The organism is Xylanibacillus composti (genome assembly GCF_018403685.1).
Classification (GTDB): Bacteria; Bacillota; Bacilli; order Paenibacillales; family K13; genus Xylanibacillus; species Xylanibacillus composti.
On record NZ_BOVK01000055.1, the window covers coordinates 17,497 to 40,955 of the forward strand.

A 23,459-nucleotide genomic window follows, 5' to 3' on the forward strand; every position below is an offset into this window, starting at 1 on the left:
TTACGTTCATCTCACTTCTATAAATATAGCATCGAAGCGGAATTATGACAAACTTGGCTAAATTTTAGGGTCGAGCACATCATGCTCTTCGAGGAACTTGATGTCGAAATTACCGTCCAGGAACAGCGGGTGCTCAAGCAGACGCAGATGGAACGGGATCGTAGTGTGCACGCCTTCCACCGCAAATTCATTCAATGCGCGCTTCATGCGCTGGATCGCTTCTTCCCGTGTAGCCCCCCATACGATGAGCTTCGCAATCATCGAATCATAATGCGGCGGTATCGTGTAGCCCGGATACGCTGCGCTGTCGACGCGAACCCCCAGTCCGCCCGGCGGCAAATAAAATTGAATCTGCCCGGCAGACGGCATGAAATTGCGCGCAGGGTCCTCTGCGTTGATGCGGCATTCGATCGACCAGCCGTTAATCTGCACGTCCGACTGCCGGATCGAAAGCGGGTTGCCCGCTGCAACCGAAATCATCTCCTTGATAATATCGACATTCGTCACCATCTCGGTAACAGGATGCTCGACTTGTATCCGCGTATTCATTTCCATGAAATAAAATTGCCCGTCCGGCCCAAGCAGAAATTCCAGCGTGCCGGCACCGGAATATTGTACCGCCTTGGCCGCTCTTACAGCCGCTTCACCCATCAGGACACGGGTTTCTTCCGTAATCACCGGACACGGCGCCTCTTCGACAAGCTTCTGCCGCCGTCGCTGCACCGAGCAATCCCGCTCGCCCAGATGCACGACATTGCCATGCTTGTCGGCAATAATCTGGATCTCCACATGCTTCATCCCGGTCAAATATTTCTCCAGGTAGACCCCTGCATTTCCGAAGTTGCTTTCGGCTTCCTGCTGCGCGGCAGTAATCTGGCGGATGAGCATCTCCTCGTTGTCGGCGATCCGGATACCCTTCCCGCCGCCCCCGGCAGTTGCCTTGATGACGATCGGATACCCGATCTCCCTGCCAAGACGAACGGCTTCATCCATATCTGCGAGCAGTCCGTCCGAGCCCGGGATGACCGGAACGTCCGCCTGCTTCATGGTCAGCTTCGCTTCCGATTTGTCACCCATTCTGCTGATCGCCTCTGGTGAAGGACCGATGAAGGTAATATTGCAGGATTCGCATATTTCGGCGAAGTCAGCGTTCTCGGCAAGGAAGCCGTAGCCCGGATGAATCGCGTCAACGCCAGTAAGCGTCGCCACGCTCATAATATTCGTGAAGTTCAAATAGCTGTCCTTGCTCGCCTTAGGACCGATGCAATAGGCTTCATCGGCCAGGCGCACATGCAAAGCATCGCGGTCCGGCTCCGAATAAACGGCGACCGTTGCGATTCCCATCTCGCGGCAAGCACGAATGATTCTTACAGCAATTTCGCCGCGGTTGGCAACCAGTATTTTTTGAAATGTCATGACGATCCCCCTGCTTACTCAGGCTTTACCAGGAACAATGGCTGTCCGAATTCGACGAGCTGGCCGTTCTCCACGAGCACGTCCACGATCTCGCCCTTTACTTCCGCTTCAATCTCGTTCATGAGCTTCATCGCTTCGACGATGCAAACGATCGATTTCGGCGTTACTTTGTCGCCCTTGTCCACGAACGGCGGCGATGTCGGGGAAGGCGCCGCATAGAACGTTCCGACCATCGGTGAAGTTATCTTATGTAAAGAAGCATCATCATTGATCTGTACCGCAGGCTGTTCTGCCGGTTGGGCGGGCGCTGCTTGCGGCGCCGCTGCCGGCTGTGCGGCTTGCATGGCTGCGAATGCTGGCTGAGGCACTGCTTGTACCACATGCTGCTCGGGGATTCCCGGCTTGCGAATGGATAAGCGTGCACCTTCGTTTTCGATTTCCAGCTCCTCGATCGAGCTTTGGTCTACCAGCTTGACCAGTTCTTTGATTTCGCTCAACTTAAACATTCCGTCACACCTCTCTTGTTTTTCAACGAATGTATTATAACACAAGAACCCGCATCACAACATAGGCACCTCTGTACTAGCCTATGTGGATTTTCGGCGAAATAGTCGATTTTTCAGCCGCGATGCCCGCTGGAACAGCCGAATGCGAAAGCAAAAAAGTGTTTTTTTATGCAGCGAAAAAAATACCCCAGGTTTCCCTGAGGCATGGAGGCGGCTATGTTATTGAACCATTTCAATACTGATATCGTGCGGCTCCACTTCGAGCTCCTTCATCACATGCTCTGCAATCGAGACAACCTCGCCTTTCTGCAGGTCATTCGCCTGTACGGAGACCTTCCACTTGTTGCCGTCCTCGGAAATGAGCACATTCTCGTATTCCGCCTGCAGTTCAGCCTCAAGCTGCTGAATCTTGGTCATCTGATCCTCCAGGGCGTACAGCTCGGTTACAGCCTGGTCGAGCGCGTCGCCGGAAGCGGATTCTACCAGCTTAGTCAGCTTTTCCAGCTTTTCGTACATAGCGCCGTCCCGCTCCATCTGCTCAGCCAGGAAATAGGCTTGCCCGGAGACGGCTTGCGCTTGCATCTCGAACAAAATTTCTTCGTCGCTCTTCAATCCTTCCGCATCGTTGGCCGCCGCTGTTTCCTCGCCGTGTTCGCTCCAGTCGAACTCTTCATCCAGCCATCCCGCCTCGCCGGACTGCTCGATAACCAGTTCATTCATGACATCATTCGTTGCGGTGTTCAAGTCATCCACATCTTCGGTGAACAAATAATAAGCGGACAACACCACCATCAAGCTGAGCATGGAGACGAGCCATACAGTTTGTCTTTTAGTATTCATGCCTTCATTCCTCCCACGTAAATTCCCCCAAGGGTTTATTCCAGTTAGCGCCGCATGGAAGCGTCGTTACTGCTGCTTTCTCGGCAAAATCGATACTTCCTGCGGCTTCACGCCAAGTCCTTTTTGCACCGCGTCCAGCAGCAGCGCTTTGACCTGCACATTTTCCGCACCTTCCGCAATCACCACCACACCGCGAATGTCAGGCCGGAGCGTCTTGAGCACAATCGGCCGCTCGCCGCCGGATACTTCATGCAGCACGATTTGCCCGCTGCGCGTAACCTGGGTAATATGCCTGGTTGCGCTGCCGTCTTCCTCGTTCGTCACCTGATGCGATTCCTGTGAGTCGCGATAGACGATCAGCTCTTCAGTCGACTCCACGGTGACCATCACATCCACCTTTCCGACGCCGACCAAGTTTTCCAGCAAGTCTTTCAGGCGCGATTCATATTCATATTCAATATTCTCGAACAAAGACGATGCCCGTTCCGTCTGGCCGCTGTTCAGAAATACCTCCTGTCCCCCGCCCTGGCCCTGCAGGCTTGCCGCCGGTGACTGTTTCTCTATCAAGTCCCCCTGCTCAACGGATAAAAAGGAGCTGACCAGCAAAAGCAGCACGCCGACCAATCCGACAAGCAGGAGCAGCCGAAAGGTGGTTATCCGCTTGCGACCGTTCGGGCCGCCTCCCAATCGTTCTTCCAGCCATTGCAGCCATCGCTGCATAGGAGCCTCACCTCCTTGCATCCACCGAGATCCGCACTTTGTCGCGCGGAATGTCATATTGTTCTTCGACTAAGGCAAGCGCCGCTTGCTGCAGCGCCTCATTATCGATTGCTTGTGTGTCTGCTGCCACATCTTCAGCAGCTGGCTGCGGCTCCCCGGGCTTGACAGATGCCCAGGCGGAAGGCTCCTCTCGTATGGCAACGACAACGGGAGCTACAGGCTCAATCGGCGCAATCGCCGCCGGCTTGCTGCTATCCTGGCGGACCGCCGCCGCCGCCGCTTCCTCCGCATCCGGGCGAAGCCATAGGCGAATGGCCATACCTTTGAGCAGCACTTCCTCGGGATTTGCCCCCGGACGAAGCTCTGCAGATACGTCTGCCTTGCGGATCGCCAAGGATTCCTCCAGCGTGCGCGCCACCGCGCTTTCCAGCCGGAGCTGCGCGAGCTCCAAGGCTTGACGGTTTCGCTCCGCGGTCATTTGTTCCGCTTCTCTGGAGATGGCAGCCAGCGAAGCCATCTCCCCGGCCCCTGCCAAGGGCTGGCCAATCCTCTCGCCGGCGCCTGGCTGGAGCCAGACGTCCCACTGCTCCCCGGAACGGAGAAGCTCGACCAGAGGGGATAAAATGGCGAGCAGGATCAACAGACTGAGCACCACCTTGACATACCGCTGCATGGAACGGTTGGGCAGCACCAAATCCACGAATACCGCCAGCAGCACAATGACGACGATTTCCTTCAACCATTCGCTTAACCATGCAATCATCCACCTCCCCCCAAGACTTTGGACTAAACCAAGTTTTATTCGGGCCCCGCAAAAGTACCTGAATCTGCTTCGGAGCTTCTCTTCACTTTTGTTGTGGGTATTCTAGCGCATCATCACGGTTACGTTGCCTGCGGCAATCATGATCGTGATCGCTAGGAAGAACATTAAACCGACCGATGCCAGCGCCGCGAAGACGTAGATCATGCTTTGTCCGATTGTCTTCAACCCCTGCATGATCGGACTGTCCCCAAGCGGCTGCAGAATCGCTGCCGACAAATTGTAGATGAGGGCGAGCGCCAAAATTTTCAGGGCCGGAAAGATGCACAGCAGCACGATCACGATGACGCCGAACAGGCCGATTGCATTTTTGACCAGCAGCGAAGCGCCGATCACCGTATCGGATGCATCCGAGAGCATGCGGCCTACGACTGGCACGAAATTGCCGGTGACGTACTTGGCCGTCCGCAGCGTGACCCCATCGGTCGTTCCGGCGGAAATTCCTTGAACGGACACCACGCCGAGGAAGACAGTGAGGCATACGCCCAAGATGCCCACGCTGATATTCCGCAGCAGCGTTGCCAATTGGGTAACCTTGTACTTATCTGACAGCGAGCTGACAATATGCAGGACTGCCGAGAAAAACAGCAAGGGAAACACGACCGAGTAGATCAAAGTGCCGATCGTATGGATCATGAATACGATCAGCGGATGCATGACAGAAACGGTTACGATATTGCCCATCGAGGCCAATACCGTCAGCAGCAAGGGGATCATCGCAATCATGAAGTGCACCATGCCGCCAATCGCCTCCTTCGCGTAGCCGATGGCGACACTGAAGCTGTTCACGGCTATGATCATCAGCACGATATAAGTGATGGCGTAAGCGATCTTGCTGACATTCGGCTTCTCGAAAGCGCCCTGCAGCGTCTCCATCAACATGCTGAATATGGTCAGAATGACAATCGTTACGAGCAGCTTGCCGTTGTATACAATTTCGAACAGGAGCATGTGCGCCAAGCCCTGCAGCACTTCCTTCGCGCTCAACCCATTTCCGCCGGGCACAATCATCTCCATCAATGTCGGCGGTTCCTTGCCTGGCAGGTGCTCGCCGTATTCGTTCATCAACTTCTCCCAATAAGCTTCCACTTTATCGGTGGGCAGCTGCTTGGCCTGCTGTTCGATCAGCTTCGCCCGGATGCCGTTCTCTGCTTCTTCCGGCTCGGCCAGTGCAGCTTCAGCCGCCAAGGCCGACAGCCCCAGCAGCGCCAGCAGCACCAGCACGGCCAATCTCCATCGTCGCTTCATCGTCGGCCTCCTACTTTCCTCACCCGGGCATCAGCTTCATGACCGTTTCCATAATGACCGTAATAATCGGAATGGCCATAAACAAAATCAGCACTTTGCCGGCAAGCTCAATCTTCGCAGCTACGGATTCCTGTCCGGCATCCCGCACGATCTGTGCCCCGAATTCTGCAATGTACGCGATTCCGATAATTTTCAGAATGGTGCGGAAGAAGATCATGTCCACACCCGATTGCGCTGCCATATTCTCCAGCACATCGATGACGGCGGAAATTTTGCCGATCAGGAACAAGAAGATGATCATTCCGGCGAACAGGGCCAGCAGGAAGGCGAATACCGGCTTTTGTTCCTTCAGAATCAGCGCCAGCACCGTGGTAATCAGGCCGATTCCCACAATTTGAATCATTTCCAAGGCCGTCACCTACTGAAACAAAAAAATCGTTTTAATCTCCTGAAACAAATCCTCCAGCATCCTTAGCACCATGAAGAGCACCAGCACAAACCCGATTACCGTTGCCCAATGAGCAATGTCCTCCTTGCCCATTTGCTTCAAGACCGTATGCAGCATCGCTACGACAATGCCGATGCCGGCGATTTGGAAGATCGAGCTAATTTCCACATCCATCTCGCATCCGCACCTCTCTAGCCTAGTACATGAGAATCACGATCAGCGCCGCGCCCAATAGCCCCAAGCTCCTCCACATTCGCTCGTATCTCGCTTGCTCTTCCTTGGCCGTCTCTTCTTCGGCCTGCAGCTGCCGCATCGCCAGGTGCAGGTGCTTCATCTGATCTTCCCGATCCGAAACGCCCAGCGTTCTGCCGAGCTGCAGCAGAACTTCTCTGTCCGTGGCCCGCAGTGCGGTATATTCCCAAGCCCGGCTCCATTCGCGTTCCCAGCAGTCCGCCGCCGATCCGCTCCCCGATTGCCGCAGCGACGCCGACATCCGCTCGAACAAGGAAGCGAAGGGCGGAGCAGCATGAATGGCCAGCCGGGCGAACGCTTCGGACAGCGGGGTATAGCCGTACACGATTTCCGTCTCCAATCGCTGAAGCGCGTGGCGGAGCTGCCGCAGCTGTTTTGGACGATTCGCATACCGCGAGGCCATGTGCAGGCCAGCCCATAGACCTGCTATCAGCACTAGCAGCGCCCCGATCAGTTGCATACGCGATACCCGCCAATCTGTGCACGAATCTCTTCCAGCGGCCGACCATCGGAGTCAAAGTATGCAAAGACCGGATCACCGCCGCCATCCCTCTCCAGCCAGACCAGCCGCTCGAACACGCCGGTGCGAAAAATTCTTTGTAGCGCTGGCCTGGCGAGCGCCTCCTCGAGGCTGCCCGCGTGGGCGGTGGCAACGACCCGAACGCCTGCCCGCATCGCTTCTTCCAACGCGTGGGCATCTTCCGGTCCGCCAATTTCATCCACTACCAGCACCTCGGGGGACATGGACCGAATCATCATCATCATCCCTTCCGCTTTTGGACAGCCATCCAGCACATCCGTCCGCGGCCCTACATCAAACACGGGGACTCCCCGGTAACAGGCTGCAATCTCGGAGCGTTCGTCGATGATCGCCACTTTCTTCGCAGGCGTGCGCGTGCTCGGCGAGCCTGAGCTGATCATGCGCGCCAAATCCCGAATCACAGTCGTCTTTCCTTTTTGCGGGGAGGAGAGCAGCAGCATATGCGGCAGCAAGCCCGTATGACGATTGGCCAGCTTGCGCCACAGTGGTTGCGCGCAGCCTGGCACCTGCCGGGCAAGCCGAATGTTGACCCCGCCGACATCGCGAATTTGCTTCACTCTCCCTTGCTCCAGCACAGTTCTTCCGGCCAGGCCAACGCGGTGCCCACCCCGCACGGTAATAAAGCCTCGGCGCAGCTCTTCTTCCAATGCGTACAAGGAGTGATTCGTCAAGAGCTCAACAAGGCGGATGCACTCCTCTCTGCCAGGCCTGTAAGCCGCTTCGGGATTGTCCACCACCTGGCCGTCCGGCTGGATGAATCCATACCGTCCCGCGCCGGAAAGCTCCATCGGCCGATTCTCTCGAATGCGGAGCTCCTCCGCAGCATTCAGCGTTGCAGCTGGCACACGGCCCATGACCGCCCGTATGGAATCCGGCAGCATATGGCCGATCTCACCTATCATGGCCATCCCTCCAAGTTGTCCGAGGTTTAAGACATGTATATGCCAGTCCGTCATTTAATAGACTTGCCGCTGTCATTTTTTCAGCACGCCGACAAAAATGCAGCCGATCCCAAGCAAAATCCAGGCGAGCTTGTTCCACGACAATTTGTCCGCCAGCCCCACCAGACCAAGCGTTGTCGTCGCAAGCAAAATCATGGGACCGACGAATGCCAGCCCGGCATTGACGAGCAGCGCCTTGTCCACTTGGTTCAGCCTCGCCATAATCAATGCCGCAATAATCTCGATCGTACCGGAGATCAACCGCAGCGCGACCATGCCCATCACGATCTTGTTCAACATCCGCTAATCACTCCCGAATTCTTGTCTCCAAAATTGGCCGGTCAGGCCTCCCCTTATCATCCTTATGCAGGCTTGTTTCCTTTTAGGCTTTTTCCTCACCCACTAATAACGCCTTGCATATATTGCCTAAAGATCACATAGAATTCTTACACAGTTAGGAGACTTGTATGATGGAATCTCTTTCTCAAGTTGTCTGGGACAGTCGCTTGTCGGATCCGTCGGGCTCCCGCCTGTCCAAACCGCGCACAAGAGGATTAACCATGGTCATCGACAAGGGACTGGGGCTTTCGGCGTTTGCAGATTTGATGGAAACGGCAGGGAGCTTTATAGATGTAGTAAAGCTTGGATTTGGCACATCTGCCTTGTATCCGATCGAAATGATCGCTAAAAAAATCGAGCTTGCCCATCAACACCAGATCACCATCATGCCGGGCGGAACCTTTCTCGAAGTGGCCGTGGCGCAAAAGCGGGTCGATCCTTTCTTCTCTGTTGTGGCGGCGCTCGGATTTTCCGGACTGGAAGTATCGGACGGCACCATTGAGCTGAATCGCGAGCAGCGAAGCACTCTGATCAAGCAAGCTCTGAAAGAGGGGTTGACCGTCTTCACGGAATATGGAAAAAAAGCATGGGGTTCGGTGATCGATCAGGAAGGGCTGCTTCGCACAGTCTATTCGGATCTGGAGTGCGGAGCCGAGCTGGTCACTGTGGAAGGAAGGGAATCCGGCCGCGGAGCGGGACTTTACGACGAAAGCGGATCTTGCAGGGACCCGGAGCTGCTGCAGGTCGTCGAACGATTGCCGGACCCCTATAAGCTGATGTGGGAGACACCGTTGAAATCCCAACAGGTATGGATGATGCAGACGTTGGGCCGCCATGTCAATCTCGGCAATATCGCGCCGGAGGATATTCTGTCTGTGGAAGCGTTAAGACGCGGTCTGCGTTCGGATACGTTCGTCGAATCTTAAGGGGGGGGATGGTCATGCGGGTGGACGTCATTGCAACGGTCAATGAGGCGCGCTCCGACGACTTTCTGCATAAAACCGCCATCGTCATTGACGTGCTGCGAGCCACCAGCACGATTGTTACTGCACTCGAATTCGGCTCTGACGGGGTGATCCCTGTCGAAACCGTCGGTCAGGCGAAGGCGCTCAAGTCTGGCCGGGAAGAGGAGCTGCTCGGCGGAGAGCGATATGGGCGCAAAATTGCCGGGTTTGATCTCGGCAACTCTCCCTTCGAGTATATGAAGGAACAAGTAAAGGGCAAAAAAATCATTCTGACCACAACCAACGGAACGCGTGCGATTCAAAAATCGCACAAGGCTCAGCATATTCTTGTCGGCTCCCTGCTGAACGCTGCCAGCTGCGCCAGAGCCGCTGCCAGCTTCAAGCGGGATATCGTGATCGTGTGCGCCGGCACCCAGGATCAGTTCAGCTTGGAGGACGGCTTGTGCGCAGGCAGTCTGCTGGAGGAGCTGCTGGCTCATGAAAGCAGCTTGGAGATGGGCGATTTCGCCAGGGCGATGCTGCTTGCCTTCAAGCAATGCAAAGGGCGCTTGCCGGAAGCCATCCTGTCTGCCGCAAACGCCAAACGAATGGTTCGCCAAGGCTGGAAGGCCGATGTGCTGTACTGTGCCAAGCGAAATATTTACGATATCGCGCCCCTCTTGACCAATCATGTTCTGGAAAGCTACCGTCCCCCACAAATGCGACAGGCTTGTTCTAAATAGCGGATTCATTCATAAACATAAACAAGCAATGATTCTACTACAAGCTCTCATCCTGCCATATGCCGGTCTATTGATAACGATAGGGTGACAACTGCTTGCCAAGCGCTGCCTGACGGCAGGATGAGAACGCTGGACAGGAGACGTTGAAGTGAACGGGGAATTTTTATTGCTGGTGCTGATTGTTGTGGGGATGATCGGACGCTCGCATATCATCACTACGGCAGCTTGTATTTTGCTCGTAGTCAAATTGATTCATCTGGAGCGTTATTTGCCTGCGATAGAGAGAAGAGGGCTGGAGCTTGGCTTGCTCTTTCTGACCATGGCAGTGCTTGTCCCTTTTGCCAGCGGAAAAATCACTTTCAAGGATGTCACCTCCGTCCTGACGACTTGGCCAGGCGTGCTGGCATTGGCTGGCGGCGCTGCAGCGACCTATTTGAACGGCAAGGGACTCGACTTGCTCAAACTCGACCCGCAAATGATCGTCGGTCTCGTCATCGGGTCGATCTTCGGTATCTTGTTTCTTCGCGGCATACCGGTTGGGCCGCTTATGGCTGCAGGCATCACCGTTGTCTTCATGAAGGTGTTTCAATTTATATTCAGTCAATTTCATTAAGAGTAAGCCAAGCAGCTGCCTGCATGAATATGTGGTTTTTAGCGCATGAAAAACTCCCTCCTCAGACCGTTTCTTCGAGCGGTCTTAAGGAGGGAGCTGTTTTTTTGTGTCAATACGGCTTTTAGCGGCGGTCTTTCGGACCTCCGACAAAGGCGGTTTGGTTCGTATCCAGGCCGTAAGCAGAGTGCAGCGCCAGGATCACTTCTGTCAGCTTCTCTTGGTCGATGACACAGGAGCACTTGATTTCCGATGTGCTGACCATCTTGATGCTGATGCCTTGCTGCGAAATCACATCGAACATTTTCGCTGCCACACCCGGATTGCTCACCATGCCGGCCCCTACGATCGAGACCTTCACCAGATTCGTCTCGGAACTGACCTCATCGTAAGGAACCGCATCCTTGATCGAAGCCACGACAGCCAGGGCTTTCTCCAGATCCGTCAGCGAAACCGTAAAGGAGAAGTTCGTCTTCTCGCTAGTAATGCCGCTTTGGACGATGATGTCTACGTCTATACTCTGCTCAGCCAATGAGCCGAACACCTTCGCCAGCACGCCAGGCTGGTCCGGCACTCCAATCAGGCTGATTCTGGCGACGTTCTTGTCATAAGCGATGCCGCGCACCGCAATTCCCTGCTCCATAACTGCGTCCTCCTTCACAAGTGTTCCCTCATTATAAGTAAAGCTAGAGCGCACTACCAATGGCACTTGATAATGCTTGGCATATTCCACGGCTCTCGGGTGAAGCACCGCTGCGCCGAGGTTGGCCAGCTCAAGCATCTCGTCATACGAAATTTCCACAAGCTTGCGCGCAACCTTGACAATACGCGGATCTGTCGAGTACACGCCGTCCACATCCGTATAAATTTCGCAAGCATCCGCTTTGATCGCCGCCGCGATGGCCACAGCGGTAGTGTCCGATCCCCCGCGTCCGAGCGTTGTAATTTCTCCGTCCTTCGAAATGCCCTGGAAGCCGGCCACCACTACGATCTTGCCTGCCTCCAGCGAGTCCAGCACCCGTTGCGGCTGAATATCGGTAATCTTGGCCTTGGCATGTGTCGCATCTGTGGTCATGCCTGCCTGCCAGCCTGTATACGAGACAGCCTCATGGCCCTTGGCATGCAGGGCAATCGACAAGAGCGAAATGGACATTTGCTCGCCTGTCGTCAGCAGCATATCCATTTCACGTGCAGGCGGCTGATCGCTCAGCTGCCGGGAGAGATCGATCAATTCGTCTGTCGTATCGCCCATGGCGGACACAACGACCACGCATTGATGCCCTTCTTCCTTCTTCTCAATAATGCGTTCCGCCACCCGCATGATCCGCTCTGCCGAGCCGACGGAACTGCCTCCGAATTTCATCACAAACAATGACAACTACTCTCACTCCCTGCCGTGCGGTTTATGTTTTTACAATATGCAATTATAGCACACCCCGACGCATTGAACCACGAAAAATCATTGGCGCCTCAAGCGATATAGCCGCCTTGGCACATCGTCCAGATGCCGCAGCGGCCTCACGCGGTATTTCCCCCCTCACAGTCCTTCCTCGCTTGCATCAGAAAGCGACGCGACGCAAAAAAAATCGCTCTTACCGAATGGGATGATCGGGAGCACCCATTCCGTAGGAGCGATTTCTTCGGCAGCGCGCATGCCTGGAGGCATGCTGTCTCCCTGGAGCGTTCCACAAGCATGCCCCAGCCGAGTCGGCTTGCAGCATAGAAGCTTGCGGACAGCAAATTCCGCTTTCAAGCTATGCGCGGGATACGTACTTGCCCTCAGTGGTGTTGATGATCAGTACGTCGCCTTCGTTAATGAAGAGCGGCACCTGTACAGTCAAGCCTGTCTCCAATGTAGCGGCCTTCGTCGCTCCCTGCGCCGTGTTCCCCTTGACACCGGGTTCGGTTTCGGTCACTTTAAGCTCCACCGAGTTCGGCAGCGTAATGCCGATAATCTCGCCTTCATAGCTGGCGATATTGACGTTCATGTTTTCTTTGATGAATTTCAGCTCCCATTCGAGCTTGCTCGACGGAAGGGTAATTTGGTCGTACGTTTCGTTATCCATGAACACATGGTCATCGCCACTGGCGTACAAATACTGCATCTCGCGGTTTTCCACATGTGCGCGGCCTACCATTTCACCGGCGCGGAAGGTGCGCTCTACAATGTTGCCGTTGCGCAGATTTTTGATTTTGGCGCGGACGAACGCTGCGCCTTTTCCCGGCTTGACATGCTGGAAATCCTGCACGGTGAAGATATCGCCCTCCACTTCAATGGTCAAGCCTGTGCGAAAATCGTTTACTGAAATCACTGGTTTTCCCTCCTGAATCGATTCACTGGATCGTCTATGTAAAATAGCTGATCACGATAATAGGCATTCTCCGGCCTGCCGTTCTCCGCTACCCGATCATCCTCAATTCCTTGGATGATTGGGTCAGACGTCTGCAGCCTGTCTCCGTGATGACGATATCATCCTCAATGCGAACCCCGCCGAATTCCGGCAAGTAAATCCCCGGTTCTACAGTGACCGTCATTCCCGGCTTGAGTACCGTATCGGACCCAACCGAAAGCCGCGGCGCTTCGTGAATGTCCAGTCCCAGTCCATGGCCTGTTCCGTGACCGAAATAATCACTATAACCATACCGCTTAATGATATCTCTCGTCAAGGCATCCGCCTCCCGGCCCGTCATCCCCGGTTTGATCTCTTCCAACGCATGCAGCTGCGCTTCGAGCACAATCGCATAAATCTCGCGGTGCCGCTCGCCGGGCTGCCCCAGCGCGACCGTCCGGGTTATATCGGAGCAGTAGCCTTGATAGTAGGCGCCGAAGTCCATTTTTACGAACTCGCCGTTCTTCAAGACTCTGTCCGAGGCCACGCCGTGCGGCAGCGCAGACCGTTCGCCGGACGCGACGATCGTCTCAAAGGAAGCGGAGGATGCTCCGCCTTTGCGCATGAACAGCTCCAGCTCAAGCGCCACTTCCTGCTCAGTCAATCCCGGCCTCAAATAAGTGCAGATGTGCTCGAAGGCGCGGTCGGCCAAATCGGCGGCCTCCTGCATGACCTTGAGCTCGGCTTCATCCTTGATCATGCGCAGCTCTTCTACTATGCCGCCGGCAGGCACCCACTGGACTGATCCCAATGTTTCTTCATATTGACGGTGCTGCGCCACCGTCATGTGTTCATGCTCGAATCCGATCCGATCCAGCTTCTGCTCTGCTGCCACTTGCGCCAACGTATCGGTTATGCGCGGTCCGTGCTCGATAAAAGCGAAATCCGGCGCTTGCTCGGGCGCCTGTGTGCGGTAGCGGAAATCCGAGAATAAGAGTGCCTGGTCCATCGTCACCAACACGTAGCCGGAAGACCCCGTGAAGCCGGTCAAATATCGGCGGTTGGTCGGGCTGGTAATCCACAGGGCGGCGAGTCCTCGTTCATCCAATTGCTTTCTCAGCGCTTGCACGCGATGTGCCGTGGTCATGCTTTTGCCTCCTTCACTGGCTAAAGATCTTCAACCTTCGGACTGCCCGGCCAAATGCTGCGCCAGCGCTAGCAAGCCCAATTCGTAGCTGTAAGCGCCGAAGCCCGATATCTGTCCCAAGGATACGGGAGCCGTCACCGATACATGGCGAAAGGCCTCACGCTTATGTATGTTCGACAAATGCACTTCCACAACAGGCAACGCAACAGCACTGATAGCATCCCGGATCGCATAGCTGTAATGGGTAAATGCCCCCGGATTCATCAAAATGCCGTCTGCTTTTCCGTACGCTTCGTGGATGCGGTTAATCAGCTCGCCTTCCACATTCGATTGAACATGCTGGACTTGCAGCCCCAGCTCCCGACCAAGCTCAACAAGCCTCATGTTGATCTGCTCCAGAGTCTCGGCGCCATATATGCCGGGTTCCCGCACGCCCAGCATGTTCAAGTTCGGCCCGTGCAGCACAAGTATTTGCTTCATGCTCCTCTTTTCCCCCTCGGGGCAGCAACTGCACTCCCGCCCGTATAAGTAAGCAGCCCTGCTGCTATATTTTACAGGCGTATTTTATCATATTGCATGCCGATTGTTAACAGCGTAAAGAGCGAATTCGATGTTCCGGGCGCAGCGAATGCCTGGATCAGCCGGCTTGTTCCACCGGTTCGCGGAAACGTTCATCCGTAAATTCAAACGCCGTGCTGTACCCTATGAAGAGGCCCCAGACAAGAAACAAGCAGCTGTCCGTAATTAACGTATTCGGCGTTTGCTCGCTGAACGCCTTCATCATGCCTGTCCACGGGCCGATCAGCAGATAGAGAAGCAGCCACCACGCCGCTCCGTATAGAAGGCCGAACCACGGACCTTTGATCTTGCGAAAGAACGCTGCATATATGAACGCCGCAGCAATCGAAAACACCGTGAACACCCCCCAGCCGAACAGATGCCCGCTCCAGGAAGCGATGAAGGAATGCTTCATGAACGGCTCGGCCAAAAAACCCGGTATGACCTCCGTAAACTTGAAGTAATATTCTGCAATCCGGACGCCTCCCCAGATCAATCCGGCAAAAAAACCGATCTGCAAGGCGAACCGCCACGGGTTCGTGTGGTGTACGGTCTGCTTGTTCGCGTGCATGCGACAACACCCCTTTGCAAGTAGTAACAAGACGTATCCGATATTATGCGCAGCGAAGCGTCCGTTATCCCTGCGGTTGGCAAACCCGCCCTTGCGGTAGCAATTCATCGGCAAATTCGATACAATAGAGCAATAACCGTTTTTCCCAGTAAACATGGTAGATAGTTGAACTTATCATTAAGGAGAGTGTCGAGTTTGTCCGAATCGAAAAAATGCCCGGCCTACGGCGGCCAAGCTGTTATAGAAGGCGTTATGTTCGCAGGAACGACTGTGAATGTGACAGCTGTGCGCCGCAAGAGCACGAATGCGATAGAATTTTACGAGGCCCCTCGAAAGCCAAATAAAGTACTGAGCGGCCTGAAGAAAGTGCCCTTATTGCGAGGAATTGTCGCTATAATCGAATCAAGCGCCAAGGGGGCGCAGCACTTGAATTTCTCTGCGGAAATCTACGCGGAAGAGGAAGCGATCGCTAACGGGGAGGACGTCGAGAAAGCGAAGGAAGCGGCCAACTCGGGCTGGAGCCTTTCCATGATCCTCGGCGTTGCAGTAGTAGGCGTGCTTTCGTTCTTATTCGGGAAATTTGTCTTCACCCTGATTCCTCCCGCCATTGAGCAATTGCTGTTTGCCAAGGCCTTTGAGAATCAATTCGGCCATAATTTGCTGGAAGGCCTCATCAAGATGATTTTGCTCCTGCTCTACATTTACTTTATTTCCATGACTCCGATTATCAAGCGCTTGTTCCAATACCATGGCGCGGAGCATAAAGTCATCAGCGCTTTCGAAGCCGGGGACGAGCTTACGGTGGAGAATGTACAGAAGCATAGCCGACTGCACTATCGCTGCGGCAGCAGCTTTATCGTCTTCACTGTCATCGTCGGCGTGTTCATTTATTCCTTGATGACTTACGACAACATTTGGGATCGCCTCATTCAGCGCATTATTCTGCTGCCCGTTGTCATTGGCGTTTCCTTCGAGGTCTTGAAATTTACGAACATGCTTCGCGATATCCCCGTGCTGAAGTATTTGGGGTATCCCGGTCTTTGGCTGCAGAAGCTGACTACCAAGGAGCCGTTCGATGACCAGGTGGAAGTCTCTATCGCTTCTTTCAAGCGCATGCTGGAACTGGAAAAGGCAGGTGGAGCAAAATGAGGTTCAGACGGGACCGCCTCTTCTGGTATGTGATCATCGGACTGATTGTGATCGGTATTGTATCCCAGCTCAGGCAGCTGCTGATTCCCGTCGTCGTGCTGGGCACCATATTCCTGTTGTACAAATTCCCTCCCCATCGGTGGAAACGTTCGTCCGGACAATGGTCTTCCCGGAAACACCGGGCGAAAAAAGCCAAATTCCGCGTCATTGACGGATCCGGGCGAGAGGATAACGATAACGATACTCCGCGCTACCATTAATGTCCGGTGCTGCCAGTCGCAGCCCGACCGCAAGGGCCTTGCCAAAAAGAGCAAGGCCCTTTTCGCAGCTGGAACGCCTATGCGTATCGAATCGAGCGCGTGATGATCACCAAGAGAATGAATAGAACCAGAATCGATCCTGTCGTCGCGTACCCAGCCGATGCTGCCGGAGCTCCGTAGTGACCGGGATAGCCGCAAACCGATGGCGCACCGGCACCTACGCCGCCATGCGCATTCACATACAAATCCGTATCGAGTCCTGCATTAAGTCCGAATCCTGCTCCCAAACCTCCGCCAAGTCCTGCCATTTATGGGTCACTCCCTCTTTATGATTTCGTGCGTTTTGCACATTGACATCTTATGAGGGGAGGACGGATGTGGAAATGGCAAACACCTAGATAAGCTCACAATTGGACGAATGGCCCGTTTTTACGTATTGAGCACAAATTGGAATTCCGGATGCTTGTATACCGTAACCAGATACTCCCCTGATTGGGCGGCTGCAGCTATATCTTCCGGCGTAAAAAGAAAGAAATCGTTCGGCAAGGCAATGCCTGCACCATAGTAATAGCTCAGCCAGACGAGCTTGGAACAGTAAACGGAAGTCCATGGATCAGACAAAGCAATTGCCGGCGAGAAGGAGAATGGCGGAACAATCTTGCCCTGCTCATAATTTCGCGTCGCTTGTTCATAATACCATCTGGCAAATGCGGCCGCCGCCGCTCCCGCCCTGCTGTCGCGCGCCCGATAGACAGCCATCCTGCGATGGTCGGAGAAAAACTGGTCAATCGGCACCAGTCGAATGTAAGGAAAGGTCAGTACCGCTTCCACCATATATGTGCCATCCACAGCGATGGCGCTATGTCCCAAATACCCGGCCGGCACGTGCAGCGCATTGTCGCAGGCAACCAATATATCGCCTGCTTGAAACTCGGGTCTCACCACTTATCACCACCCCATTTACCCTATGCGGATTTGGGCGGATGTGTTACCTTGCGCCGTTGATGGCGATCCATGCACGGACCAACCCCTCAGCCATTCGTCTCACCACCGTTTTGTTCTCCCAATAATAATGATGCGCCAACGGCGTATAACGGCTGAACAAGCGGCCGACATCAATCTGTCTGTCCACATTGACTCTCCTGCGGTAGCGGTCGTTAATCGGCCTTAGCGGGAAGCCGAGGACATCATACTTGCTATAGAAGTTGATCCATTCCCCAACCAGGTTCGGATACATGCGCTGCAATCCAGGAGAAGGAATGTCTGGAGGAAAGCCGAAGTCTTTCTCCCGCAGCGCCCATATTGGCAGCGGGCTGCCCATTGTGTAGTACAAGGCCAGCGTGCGCCCGCTTGCCAGCGGGGAAGCCCCTGTGCTCGCCCGCGCTTGTTGGACGGACTTGAAATATTCGCTGCTGATCACCGTGCCAAGACTGTGCGAGATAATGCACAGCGGTGCGCAATCCCCGCATGTTGCCGCCAGTTTGGCCAGCTTATTCTTCATCTCAAGGTGGATCGAATCGACGAGAAACTGATTGCGCGCAAGCGGCATCTGATAGGCTATCGCGTCCCCCAAATAACCGATGACAAAGCTCCGCAGCCGCTTCCAGGCAAGGACGTCCAGCTCCAGTCTGATTTCCAATTCGTCTTGAATCCGATCCGCAATATGCGCCCAATAAATCGGGAGAATAACGAAATCGTCGGTTCTGGGCTTCATGCCGCGCTTTTTGAAGCAGCCGGCAACGGATTCATCCAGCCGGACTTTCAGCTCGGCAGCGAAATCTTCTTTCTGTCGCCCCATTCCGTGGATGATGGCAACCGCAATTTTTTGCTTTCGCTGATTCGGCCTCAATAGGCAACGGCCTCCCCTCCATGAAGGTTGTTTTCGCAGCCGATTTCGCAAGACAAGCACAGTTCGTCCCTTGCGGCAGTCTTGTCCCGGCAATGAAAAGTTCTCTCCTTGACTACTATGCTGCTGATGGTTGTCACCATTCCTCATCCGAATCCGTCTATGGCCGCGAGAAGGATGCCAGACAAAAAAAAGGCCGGCCCCAACCTGTTACGGTCGCAGTCCGCCCTTTGCTCGCATGAAGATTCCCTTTATTCCGTTTCCAGTTCCTTTCGTATCGCGTCCAGCTGTGCGCTTCGCGACGGATCTCTGCGGAAATATTCCACGAGCGCCTCCAGACAAGTAATGGAATCCCAGCTGAGGTGATGCTCGATGCCTTCAACATCCTTGTAGATCGTTTCCTCCGGCACGCCAATAAGTGTCAACAGTTCTTCCAGCATATGATGACGGTCCAATAAGCGCTTGCCCATCTTCTTGCCTTTGGAGGTCAAAATCAGCCCCCTGTAACGCTCATAGACCACGTAGTTGTCCTTATCCAGCTTTTGAATCATCTTGGTTACAGACGAAGGATGCACCTCAAGGCCTTCTGCAATATCGGAGACGCGGGCGTATCCCTTCTCATCAATGAGCTGATATATACGCTCCAAATAATCCTCCATACTCGGTGTGGCAGCCATTCGCGTGTCCTCCCTCTTTTTTCTACACGTAATCATACACGGTTTCCCCCTCCTTCGCAAGCCGTTGGCGAGCATTCCCGAGCGAGCAATTCCAACCAGCGATTCCCACAGGTTATGCAAACCTTCTCGCCTCCATACTACTGTAAGGCGGTAACATTATTTGAAGAGAGGAGAGTGCCAACACATGACGCCAACCTCCACGTTGGAGCGGCGCCCGGCTGCCGGGACGAAGCCTTTTCGGCCCGATTTGGTTTATTTCGAGCCAGCCGCGCTGGACTATGCAATGGGGAAGCGCATACATGAATGGGCGCAGGAACAGGGCATTCCGATTCGCATGACTTCCTCGCATAACCGGATCACGAATCTGCCGGGCGAATCCGAGCTGGAGAAATACAAAATCGCCAAGCGCACCTTAGTCGTCGGCATACGCAAGACATTGAAATTCGACACGTCCAAGCCTTCCGCCGAATACGCCATCCCGATCGGTACTGGCTGCATGGGTCACTGCCATTACTGCTACTTGCAGACGACGCTGGGCGCCAAGCCTTATGTCCGTATTTATGTCAACATCGATGAAATTTTGGAAGCGGCGCAAGGGTACATCGCCGAACGGGAGCCGGAAATTACGCGCTTCGAAGCAGCTTGTACGTCTGATCCTGTCGGTCTCGAGCCTATTACCGGTTCCTTGAAACGGCTGATCGAATTTATGGCCGATCAGCCGCTTGGGAGACTGCGGTTCGTCACCAAGTACCATCATGTCGACTCGCTGCTCGACGCCAGGCACAACGGTCACACCCGCATCCGATTCAGCGTCAATGCGGACTATGTCATACGCAACTTCGAGCCGGCCACATCCCGATTGGAGGAGCGCATCGAGGCCGCAGGCAAGGTTGCCGGGGCCGGATATCCGCTCGGGTTCATTATTGCACCTATTATTGGGTTTGATGGATGGGAAGAAGGGTACAGCGAGCTGCTCAGGAAACTGAGGGAGCAAGTACAGGTGACCCCGCAGAACGATTTGACGTTCGAGCTGATTCAGCACCGCTTCACAAAAACAGCGAAGCGGGTCATTGAACAACGCTATCCGAAAACCAAGCTGGAGATGGATGAGGCGAAGCGGAAGTACAAATGGGGGCGGTACGGCATTGGAAAATACGTTTATCCAAACGAGCAGGCGGAGGCGCTGAGGGAGTTCATTACCGAGCAAATTTTTGCCCACTTCCCCGAGGCGCGCATTGAGTATTTCACATAAGCGGACAGAAGACCGCTTGCTGAGCAGCATAGTCTGCCCTCGCCAAGCGTGCAAGCGGCCGGAATTCCCGTCTGGCTCAGCCCAAATTGCGCAGCCAATCCGGCGTTATTTCCTGAAGCTGGATGGTGATTTGGGTAAGCTGTCCCGTATATAGCAATATGCCCATTATAATCATGACCGCGCCGCCGATCTTCATGAGTGGCGCTGAAAACTTGATGAGCCATTTGGTAGAGCCGAGAAAAAAGGCTACGAGGAAAAACGGAATCGCAAAGCCCAACGTATAGGCGGTAATGAGCGGAAACCATGTACCCTTCTCGGTTGCGGCGAGCGCGCCGATTGCGCCAAGAATAGGCCCGATGCACGGCGACCAGCCAGCCGCAAAGCCGATGCCGATGAAGACCGAGCCAATGTAGCCGGTCTTCTTCAACTTGTCAGGCACCTGCCACTTCACGTCCCGCATCAGCAGCTGCGGCTTGAAGATGCCCAGCAGGATCAAGCCCATCACAATGATGAACACGGCGGCGAGCTTGCTGAACAAATCACGATACCGGCTGTCGAGGAACGTCTCCGCAAGCAGACCGGCTGTCAGGCCGAACGTGTAGAACACGATCGAGAATCCGATGATGAAACAAAGCGTATGCAGCAGCAGCTTCGTCCGAACCTGCGCTGATTTGTCTGTCTTCAGACTGCTGACGGACACACCCGTAATGTATGATAAGTATGAGGGATATAATGGCAGACAGCATGGAGAAATAAAGGAGAGCAGTCCTGCCCAAAACGCGACCCAAATGTTCAATTCCATGATGATTTCCCTTCCCCTTTCCGTTTACCTGTCCCTTAAACCATACACAACTGATAGCGGCAGGTCAAACCCGCAGGCTGCGCCTTGCCAGAAGCAAGAGCATCAGCATGACAATGAGCAGCATGACGATCGTTCCTCCCGGGGCAAGGTTCCATACGCCGGAAATGCTTAATCCGCCAATGACCGCAATTTCCGAAATCAATACAGATATGAGAACCGTGTGCTTAAAACCACGGCCAAATACTAAACTGCAAGCAACAGGTATCGTCAGAAGCGCCGAAATGAGCAGCGCGCCTACGATCTTGATGGCCACACTAACCACAAGGGCAGTAAGCACGATGGTCAGTATATTCAACAGCGAAAGCGGCAATCCGTTCACGCTCGCCGCATCCTCGTCCAGCGCCATCAAGAACAATTCCTTGAACAGCACGAGCACTGCAATTAGCACTGCAATGGTAACGACCGTGACCAGCACGAGATCAGACTTGCTGAGCGATAAGATATTGCCGAACAAATAGCTGTTCACGTTCATGTTGAAGCCTTTGCCCAACGTGAACAAGATCGAAGCGAGCGCGACTCCGCCGGACAGAAGGATGGCAATCGAAAGCTCAGCGTAACCCTTGTACGCTCTTCTGAGCTTCTCTATGGCGAAAGCGGCTACTACCGCAAAAACCAGTCCCATGCCGAGCGGATACACATCGATCAGAAACCCCAGCGCGACCCCGGCAATGGAGACGTGGGCAAGCGTATCGCCGATCATCGACAGGCGCCGCAGCACAACAAACGTGCCGATGAGCGGCGTCATCAGTCCAATCAGAATGCCGCCGATCAGCGCCCGCTGAAAGAAATCATATGCAAATATGTCCACTTTCCGTCATCTTCCTTTCTCCCAGGCGCAAGTCGTCCAGCTTTACGCTATACACTGCTCTCCGCCAATTGTTTATGATAATCGCGAAGGCCATGGGTCAAATCTTCTTGCGAGCAATCCTCCAGATCGTGGGAATGCCGCACATGGAAGCCGATCCGTCCATGCTTGTATGCCGGCTCATCGCCCAAGTATGCCTTCATCATATCCCTGTCATGGGATACGAGCAGGAAGGTAATGTTGTGCTTCTGATGCATATGCTTGATCATCTGAAAGAACCCTTCTTGGGTTTCTGCATCCACGCCAACTGTAGGCTCGTCAAGAATCAACAGCTGCGGGTTGTTGATAAGCGCGCGCGCCAGAAACGCTCGCTGCTGCTGCCCGCCGGACAGCTTGCCGATCAGCCGGTTGCCAAGATCCTCAATGCCTAATGCATTCAGAGCATCGTCCGCCTTAGCGTGATCTGCTTTGGTGACAAGCTTGAACATTTTTTTGCGATTATACAGCCCCGACAGTACTACCTCACGCACCGTGGCCGGGAACAGCGGGTTCAGCTGGTTTCGCTGAGGCACATAGCCGATTTTGTTCCATTCCCGAAACTGGCGGATCGGCTGGCCGAAAAGCCGAATCTCTCCGAGATCCGGCTTCAGCAGTCCGACTATCATCTTCAGCAGGGTCGTTTTGCCGGAGCCATTCGCTCCGATAAGTCCTACGAAATCACGCTGGTAGACAGAAAACGTCAAGTCGCGCAGGACGGGCTGCTGCCCGTACGCGAACGAAATATGCTCCAAGGTTACGATTGGTTCATGGCATGGCGAGCTGGATTGCATTGCAGTTCTCTCCTTCATCCTTACGCTCACTCCAAAGTGTGTCTGTACGCCTTCATGCTGCCGGTCTTCCTCGAATGCATGCCGCTTTAGGATGTTGCGCGTAATAATCTTATCTTATTGTAATGCTTTCTCTAATGATGTCAAATTCCGTTTCATGACAGTGAAGTAATCTTCGCCGGCCTTCTCCTGCTCCTCGGTCAATCCCTCCACCGGGTTGAACACTAAAGTTTCGACACCCGCCTCCTGGGCCAAGATTTCCGCGATTCTCGGGGAGGCAAGCTCCTCGAACAAAATATATTGCACCCCGTGCTCCTGAACATATTGAGTAATGTTCTTCATGTCTTGCGGAGTCGGCTCGCTTTCCGGGCTAATGCCCATTACAGCCAATTGCACCAATCCGTAATCCCGTTCCAAGTACCCGTATGCGTGATGGGAAACGACAATATCGGTGCGATTGCCCGCTGCAATGATTGCCCTGAGCTCTTCATCCAATTCGTCGAACTGGGCCGCAATCTGTTCATAGTTCGCCCGATAGTCCTCAGCATGATCGGGATCAACCTCAATCAACGCCTGCAATATTTGCTCAGCCATCTTCTTGGCAGACAGCGGGCTTACCCAGGCATGCGGATCATAACCTCCGTGATCGTGGTCATGACCATGGCTGTGTCCATGCGCATCTTCCTCATGTTCATGGCCGTGATCGTCCGCTTCGGCTCCTTCATGCTCATGGCCATGATCGTCCGCTTCGGCTCCTTCATGCGCATGGCCGTGGTCGTCCGCTTCGGCTCCCTCATGCCGAGCACG

General features: G+C 54.3%; 30 protein-coding genes. 6 read left to right on the forward strand and 24 right to left on the reverse strand.

The window, feature by feature from the left end:
• Nucleotides 1–57: 57 nt before the first annotated feature.
• The 11 genes from accC to XYCOK13_RS17365 form a co-directional block, all read right to left on the reverse strand.
• The gene (accC, locus tag XYCOK13_RS17315) at nucleotides 58–1,416 is read right to left on the reverse strand and encodes an acetyl-CoA carboxylase biotin carboxylase subunit (protein WP_213413500.1); all 1,359 of its coding nucleotides are present in this window, start codon (nucleotides 1,414–1,416) and stop codon (nucleotides 58–60) included.
• Between the two features lie 14 nt (nucleotides 1,417–1,430).
• Nucleotides 1,431–1,922 carry an acetyl-CoA carboxylase biotin carboxyl carrier protein gene (gene accB / locus XYCOK13_RS17320; protein WP_213413501.1) on the reverse strand — a complete coding sequence of 164 codons (492 nt, stop codon included), beginning with the start codon at nucleotides 1,920–1,922 and terminating at the stop codon, nucleotides 1,431–1,433.
• A gap of 219 nt (nucleotides 1,923–2,141) precedes the next feature.
• Nucleotides 2,142–2,762, reverse strand: coding sequence for a SpoIIIAH-like family protein (locus tag XYCOK13_RS17325; RefSeq protein ID WP_213413502.1), 621 nt, complete (start codon nucleotides 2,760–2,762; stop codon nucleotides 2,142–2,144).
• A gap of 66 nt (nucleotides 2,763–2,828) precedes the next feature.
• Nucleotides 2,829–3,482 (reverse strand): SpoIIIAG-related protein, encoded by a 654-nt coding sequence (locus XYCOK13_RS17330; RefSeq protein WP_213413503.1) that lies wholly within the window; start codon nucleotides 3,480–3,482, stop codon nucleotides 2,829–2,831.
• A gap of 7 nt (nucleotides 3,483–3,489) precedes the next feature.
• The gene (gene spoIIIAF / locus XYCOK13_RS17335) at nucleotides 3,490–4,245 is read right to left on the reverse strand and encodes a stage III sporulation protein AF (protein WP_213413504.1); all 756 of its coding nucleotides are present in this window, start codon (nucleotides 4,243–4,245) and stop codon (nucleotides 3,490–3,492) included.
• A 102-nt stretch (nucleotides 4,246–4,347) separates the two neighbouring features.
• The gene (gene spoIIIAE, locus XYCOK13_RS17340) at nucleotides 4,348–5,550 is read right to left on the reverse strand and encodes a stage III sporulation protein AE (protein ID WP_213413505.1); all 1,203 of its coding nucleotides are present in this window, start codon (nucleotides 5,548–5,550) and stop codon (nucleotides 4,348–4,350) included.
• Nucleotides 5,551–5,569: 19 nt separating this feature from the next.
• On the reverse strand, nucleotides 5,570–5,959 hold the full coding sequence (gene spoIIIAD / locus XYCOK13_RS17345) for a stage III sporulation protein AD (RefSeq protein ID WP_213413506.1): 390 nt from the start codon (nucleotides 5,957–5,959) through the stop codon (nucleotides 5,570–5,572).
• Nucleotides 5,960–5,968: 9 nt separating this feature from the next.
• A complete protein-coding gene (gene spoIIIAC, locus XYCOK13_RS17350; protein ID WP_213413507.1) occupies nucleotides 5,969–6,172 on the reverse strand; it encodes a stage III sporulation protein AC in 204 nt (67 codons plus the stop codon).
• 22 nt (nucleotides 6,173–6,194) lie between these two features.
• Nucleotides 6,195–6,710, reverse strand: coding sequence for a stage III sporulation protein SpoIIIAB (gene spoIIIAB / locus XYCOK13_RS17355; protein ID WP_213413508.1), 516 nt, complete (start codon nucleotides 6,708–6,710; stop codon nucleotides 6,195–6,197).
• A complete protein-coding gene (gene spoIIIAA, locus XYCOK13_RS17360; RefSeq protein WP_213413509.1) occupies nucleotides 6,701–7,693 on the reverse strand; it encodes a stage III sporulation protein AA in 993 nt (330 codons plus the stop codon). Before spoIIIAA ends, spoIIIAB begins: the two co-directional genes overlap by 10 nt.
• A gap of 72 nt (nucleotides 7,694–7,765) precedes the next feature.
• The gene (locus XYCOK13_RS17365) at nucleotides 7,766–8,032 is read right to left on the reverse strand and encodes a YqhV family protein (protein WP_213413510.1); all 267 of its coding nucleotides are present in this window, start codon (nucleotides 8,030–8,032) and stop codon (nucleotides 7,766–7,768) included.
• Between the two features lie 170 nt (nucleotides 8,033–8,202).
• Here XYCOK13_RS17365 and comA point away from each other — a divergent pair, with 170 nt between their 5' ends.
• The 3 genes from comA (at nucleotide 8,203) to XYCOK13_RS17380 (ending at nucleotide 10,371) form a co-directional block, all read left to right on the forward strand.
• Nucleotides 8,203–8,997 (forward strand): phosphosulfolactate synthase, encoded by a 795-nt coding sequence (comA, locus tag XYCOK13_RS17370; protein ID WP_213413511.1) that lies wholly within the window; start codon nucleotides 8,203–8,205, stop codon nucleotides 8,995–8,997.
• A 14-nt stretch (nucleotides 8,998–9,011) separates the two neighbouring features.
• Nucleotides 9,012–9,758, forward strand: a complete 747-nt coding sequence (locus XYCOK13_RS17375; RefSeq protein ID WP_213413512.1) for a 2-phosphosulfolactate phosphatase — start codon at nucleotides 9,012–9,014, stop codon at nucleotides 9,756–9,758.
• Between the two features lie 148 nt (nucleotides 9,759–9,906).
• Entirely contained in the window at nucleotides 9,907–10,371 is a 465-nt protein-coding gene (locus tag XYCOK13_RS17380) for a DUF441 domain-containing protein (RefSeq protein WP_213413513.1), read from the forward strand.
• A 121-nt stretch (nucleotides 10,372–10,492) separates the two neighbouring features.
• On the opposite strand, the gene XYCOK13_RS17385 is transcribed toward XYCOK13_RS17380, so the two are convergent.
• The 5 genes from XYCOK13_RS17385 to XYCOK13_RS17405 all read right to left on the reverse strand — a co-directional run bounded on the left by XYCOK13_RS17385 (nucleotide 10,493) and on the right by XYCOK13_RS17405 (nucleotide 14,974).
• Entirely contained in the window at nucleotides 10,493–11,746 is a 1,254-nt protein-coding gene (locus XYCOK13_RS17385) for an aspartate kinase (protein ID WP_213413514.1), read from the reverse strand.
• A gap of 376 nt (nucleotides 11,747–12,122) precedes the next feature.
• Complete coding sequence (gene efp, locus XYCOK13_RS17390) at nucleotides 12,123–12,680, reverse strand: elongation factor P (protein WP_213413515.1); 558 nt, start codon at nucleotides 12,678–12,680, stop codon at nucleotides 12,123–12,125.
• 88 nt (nucleotides 12,681–12,768) lie between these two features.
• Nucleotides 12,769–13,845 (reverse strand): M24 family metallopeptidase, encoded by a 1,077-nt coding sequence (locus XYCOK13_RS17395; protein ID WP_213413516.1) that lies wholly within the window; start codon nucleotides 13,843–13,845, stop codon nucleotides 12,769–12,771.
• 30 nt (nucleotides 13,846–13,875) lie between these two features.
• Nucleotides 13,876–14,325 (reverse strand): type II 3-dehydroquinate dehydratase, encoded by a 450-nt coding sequence (aroQ, locus tag XYCOK13_RS17400; RefSeq protein ID WP_213413517.1) that lies wholly within the window; start codon nucleotides 14,323–14,325, stop codon nucleotides 13,876–13,878.
• Between the two features lie 157 nt (nucleotides 14,326–14,482).
• The gene (locus tag XYCOK13_RS17405; protein ID WP_213413518.1) at nucleotides 14,483–14,974 is read right to left on the reverse strand and encodes a YqhR family membrane protein; all 492 of its coding nucleotides are present in this window, start codon (nucleotides 14,972–14,974) and stop codon (nucleotides 14,483–14,485) included.
• 195 nt (nucleotides 14,975–15,169) lie between these two features.
• Between XYCOK13_RS17405 and XYCOK13_RS17410 the strand changes: the two genes are divergently transcribed.
• Together XYCOK13_RS17410 and XYCOK13_RS17415 are read left to right on the forward strand one after the other, a co-directional pair.
• The gene (locus XYCOK13_RS17410) at nucleotides 15,170–16,123 is read left to right on the forward strand and encodes a DUF1385 domain-containing protein (protein WP_213413519.1); all 954 of its coding nucleotides are present in this window, start codon (nucleotides 15,170–15,172) and stop codon (nucleotides 16,121–16,123) included.
• Complete coding sequence (locus XYCOK13_RS17415; protein ID WP_213413520.1) at nucleotides 16,120–16,383, forward strand: hypothetical protein; 264 nt, start codon at nucleotides 16,120–16,122, stop codon at nucleotides 16,381–16,383. Before XYCOK13_RS17410 ends, XYCOK13_RS17415 begins: the two co-directional genes overlap by 4 nt.
• 77 nt (nucleotides 16,384–16,460) lie before the next feature.
• Here the strand turns inward: XYCOK13_RS17415 and XYCOK13_RS17420 are convergent, their stop codons facing one another.
• The 4 genes from XYCOK13_RS17420 to mntR form a co-directional block, all read right to left on the reverse strand.
• Nucleotides 16,461–16,691: a hypothetical protein gene (locus XYCOK13_RS17420; protein WP_213413521.1), complete on the reverse strand. Its 231-nt coding sequence runs from the start codon at nucleotides 16,689–16,691 to the stop codon at nucleotides 16,461–16,463.
• A gap of 121 nt (nucleotides 16,692–16,812) precedes the next feature.
• Nucleotides 16,813–17,325: a YiiX/YebB-like N1pC/P60 family cysteine hydrolase gene (locus tag XYCOK13_RS17425; RefSeq protein WP_244865230.1), complete on the reverse strand. Its 513-nt coding sequence runs from the start codon at nucleotides 17,323–17,325 to the stop codon at nucleotides 16,813–16,815.
• A gap of 46 nt (nucleotides 17,326–17,371) precedes the next feature.
• Nucleotides 17,372–18,232, reverse strand: a complete 861-nt coding sequence (locus tag XYCOK13_RS17430) for a chemotaxis protein (RefSeq protein ID WP_213413523.1) — start codon at nucleotides 18,230–18,232, stop codon at nucleotides 17,372–17,374.
• Between the two features lie 248 nt (nucleotides 18,233–18,480).
• Nucleotides 18,481–18,906, reverse strand: coding sequence for a transcriptional regulator MntR (gene mntR / locus XYCOK13_RS17435; RefSeq protein ID WP_213413524.1), 426 nt, complete (start codon nucleotides 18,904–18,906; stop codon nucleotides 18,481–18,483).
• Nucleotides 18,907–19,090: 184 nt separating this feature from the next.
• Here mntR and splB point away from each other — a divergent pair, with 184 nt between their 5' ends.
• A complete protein-coding gene (gene splB / locus XYCOK13_RS17440) occupies nucleotides 19,091–20,158 on the forward strand; it encodes a spore photoproduct lyase (RefSeq protein ID WP_213413525.1) in 1,068 nt (355 codons plus the stop codon).
• A 76-nt stretch (nucleotides 20,159–20,234) separates the two neighbouring features.
• Here the strand turns inward: splB and XYCOK13_RS17445 are convergent, their stop codons facing one another.
• The 4 genes from XYCOK13_RS17445 to XYCOK13_RS17460 form a co-directional block, all read right to left on the reverse strand.
• Nucleotides 20,235–20,960, reverse strand: coding sequence for a cytochrome c biogenesis CcdA family protein (locus XYCOK13_RS17445; protein WP_373314438.1), 726 nt, complete (start codon nucleotides 20,958–20,960; stop codon nucleotides 20,235–20,237).
• Nucleotides 20,961–21,024: 64 nt separating this feature from the next.
• Nucleotides 21,025–21,828, reverse strand: coding sequence for a metal ABC transporter permease (locus XYCOK13_RS17450; protein WP_213413526.1), 804 nt, complete (start codon nucleotides 21,826–21,828; stop codon nucleotides 21,025–21,027).
• Nucleotides 21,829–21,875: 47 nt separating this feature from the next.
• Nucleotides 21,876–22,655 carry a metal ABC transporter ATP-binding protein gene (locus XYCOK13_RS17455; RefSeq protein WP_213413527.1) on the reverse strand — a complete coding sequence of 260 codons (780 nt, stop codon included), beginning with the start codon at nucleotides 22,653–22,655 and terminating at the stop codon, nucleotides 21,876–21,878.
• Nucleotides 22,656–22,769: 114 nt separating this feature from the next.
• A partial coding sequence (locus XYCOK13_RS17460) for a metal ABC transporter solute-binding protein, Zn/Mn family (RefSeq protein WP_213413528.1) occupies nucleotides 22,770–23,459 on the reverse strand: 690 nt, incomplete at its 5' end.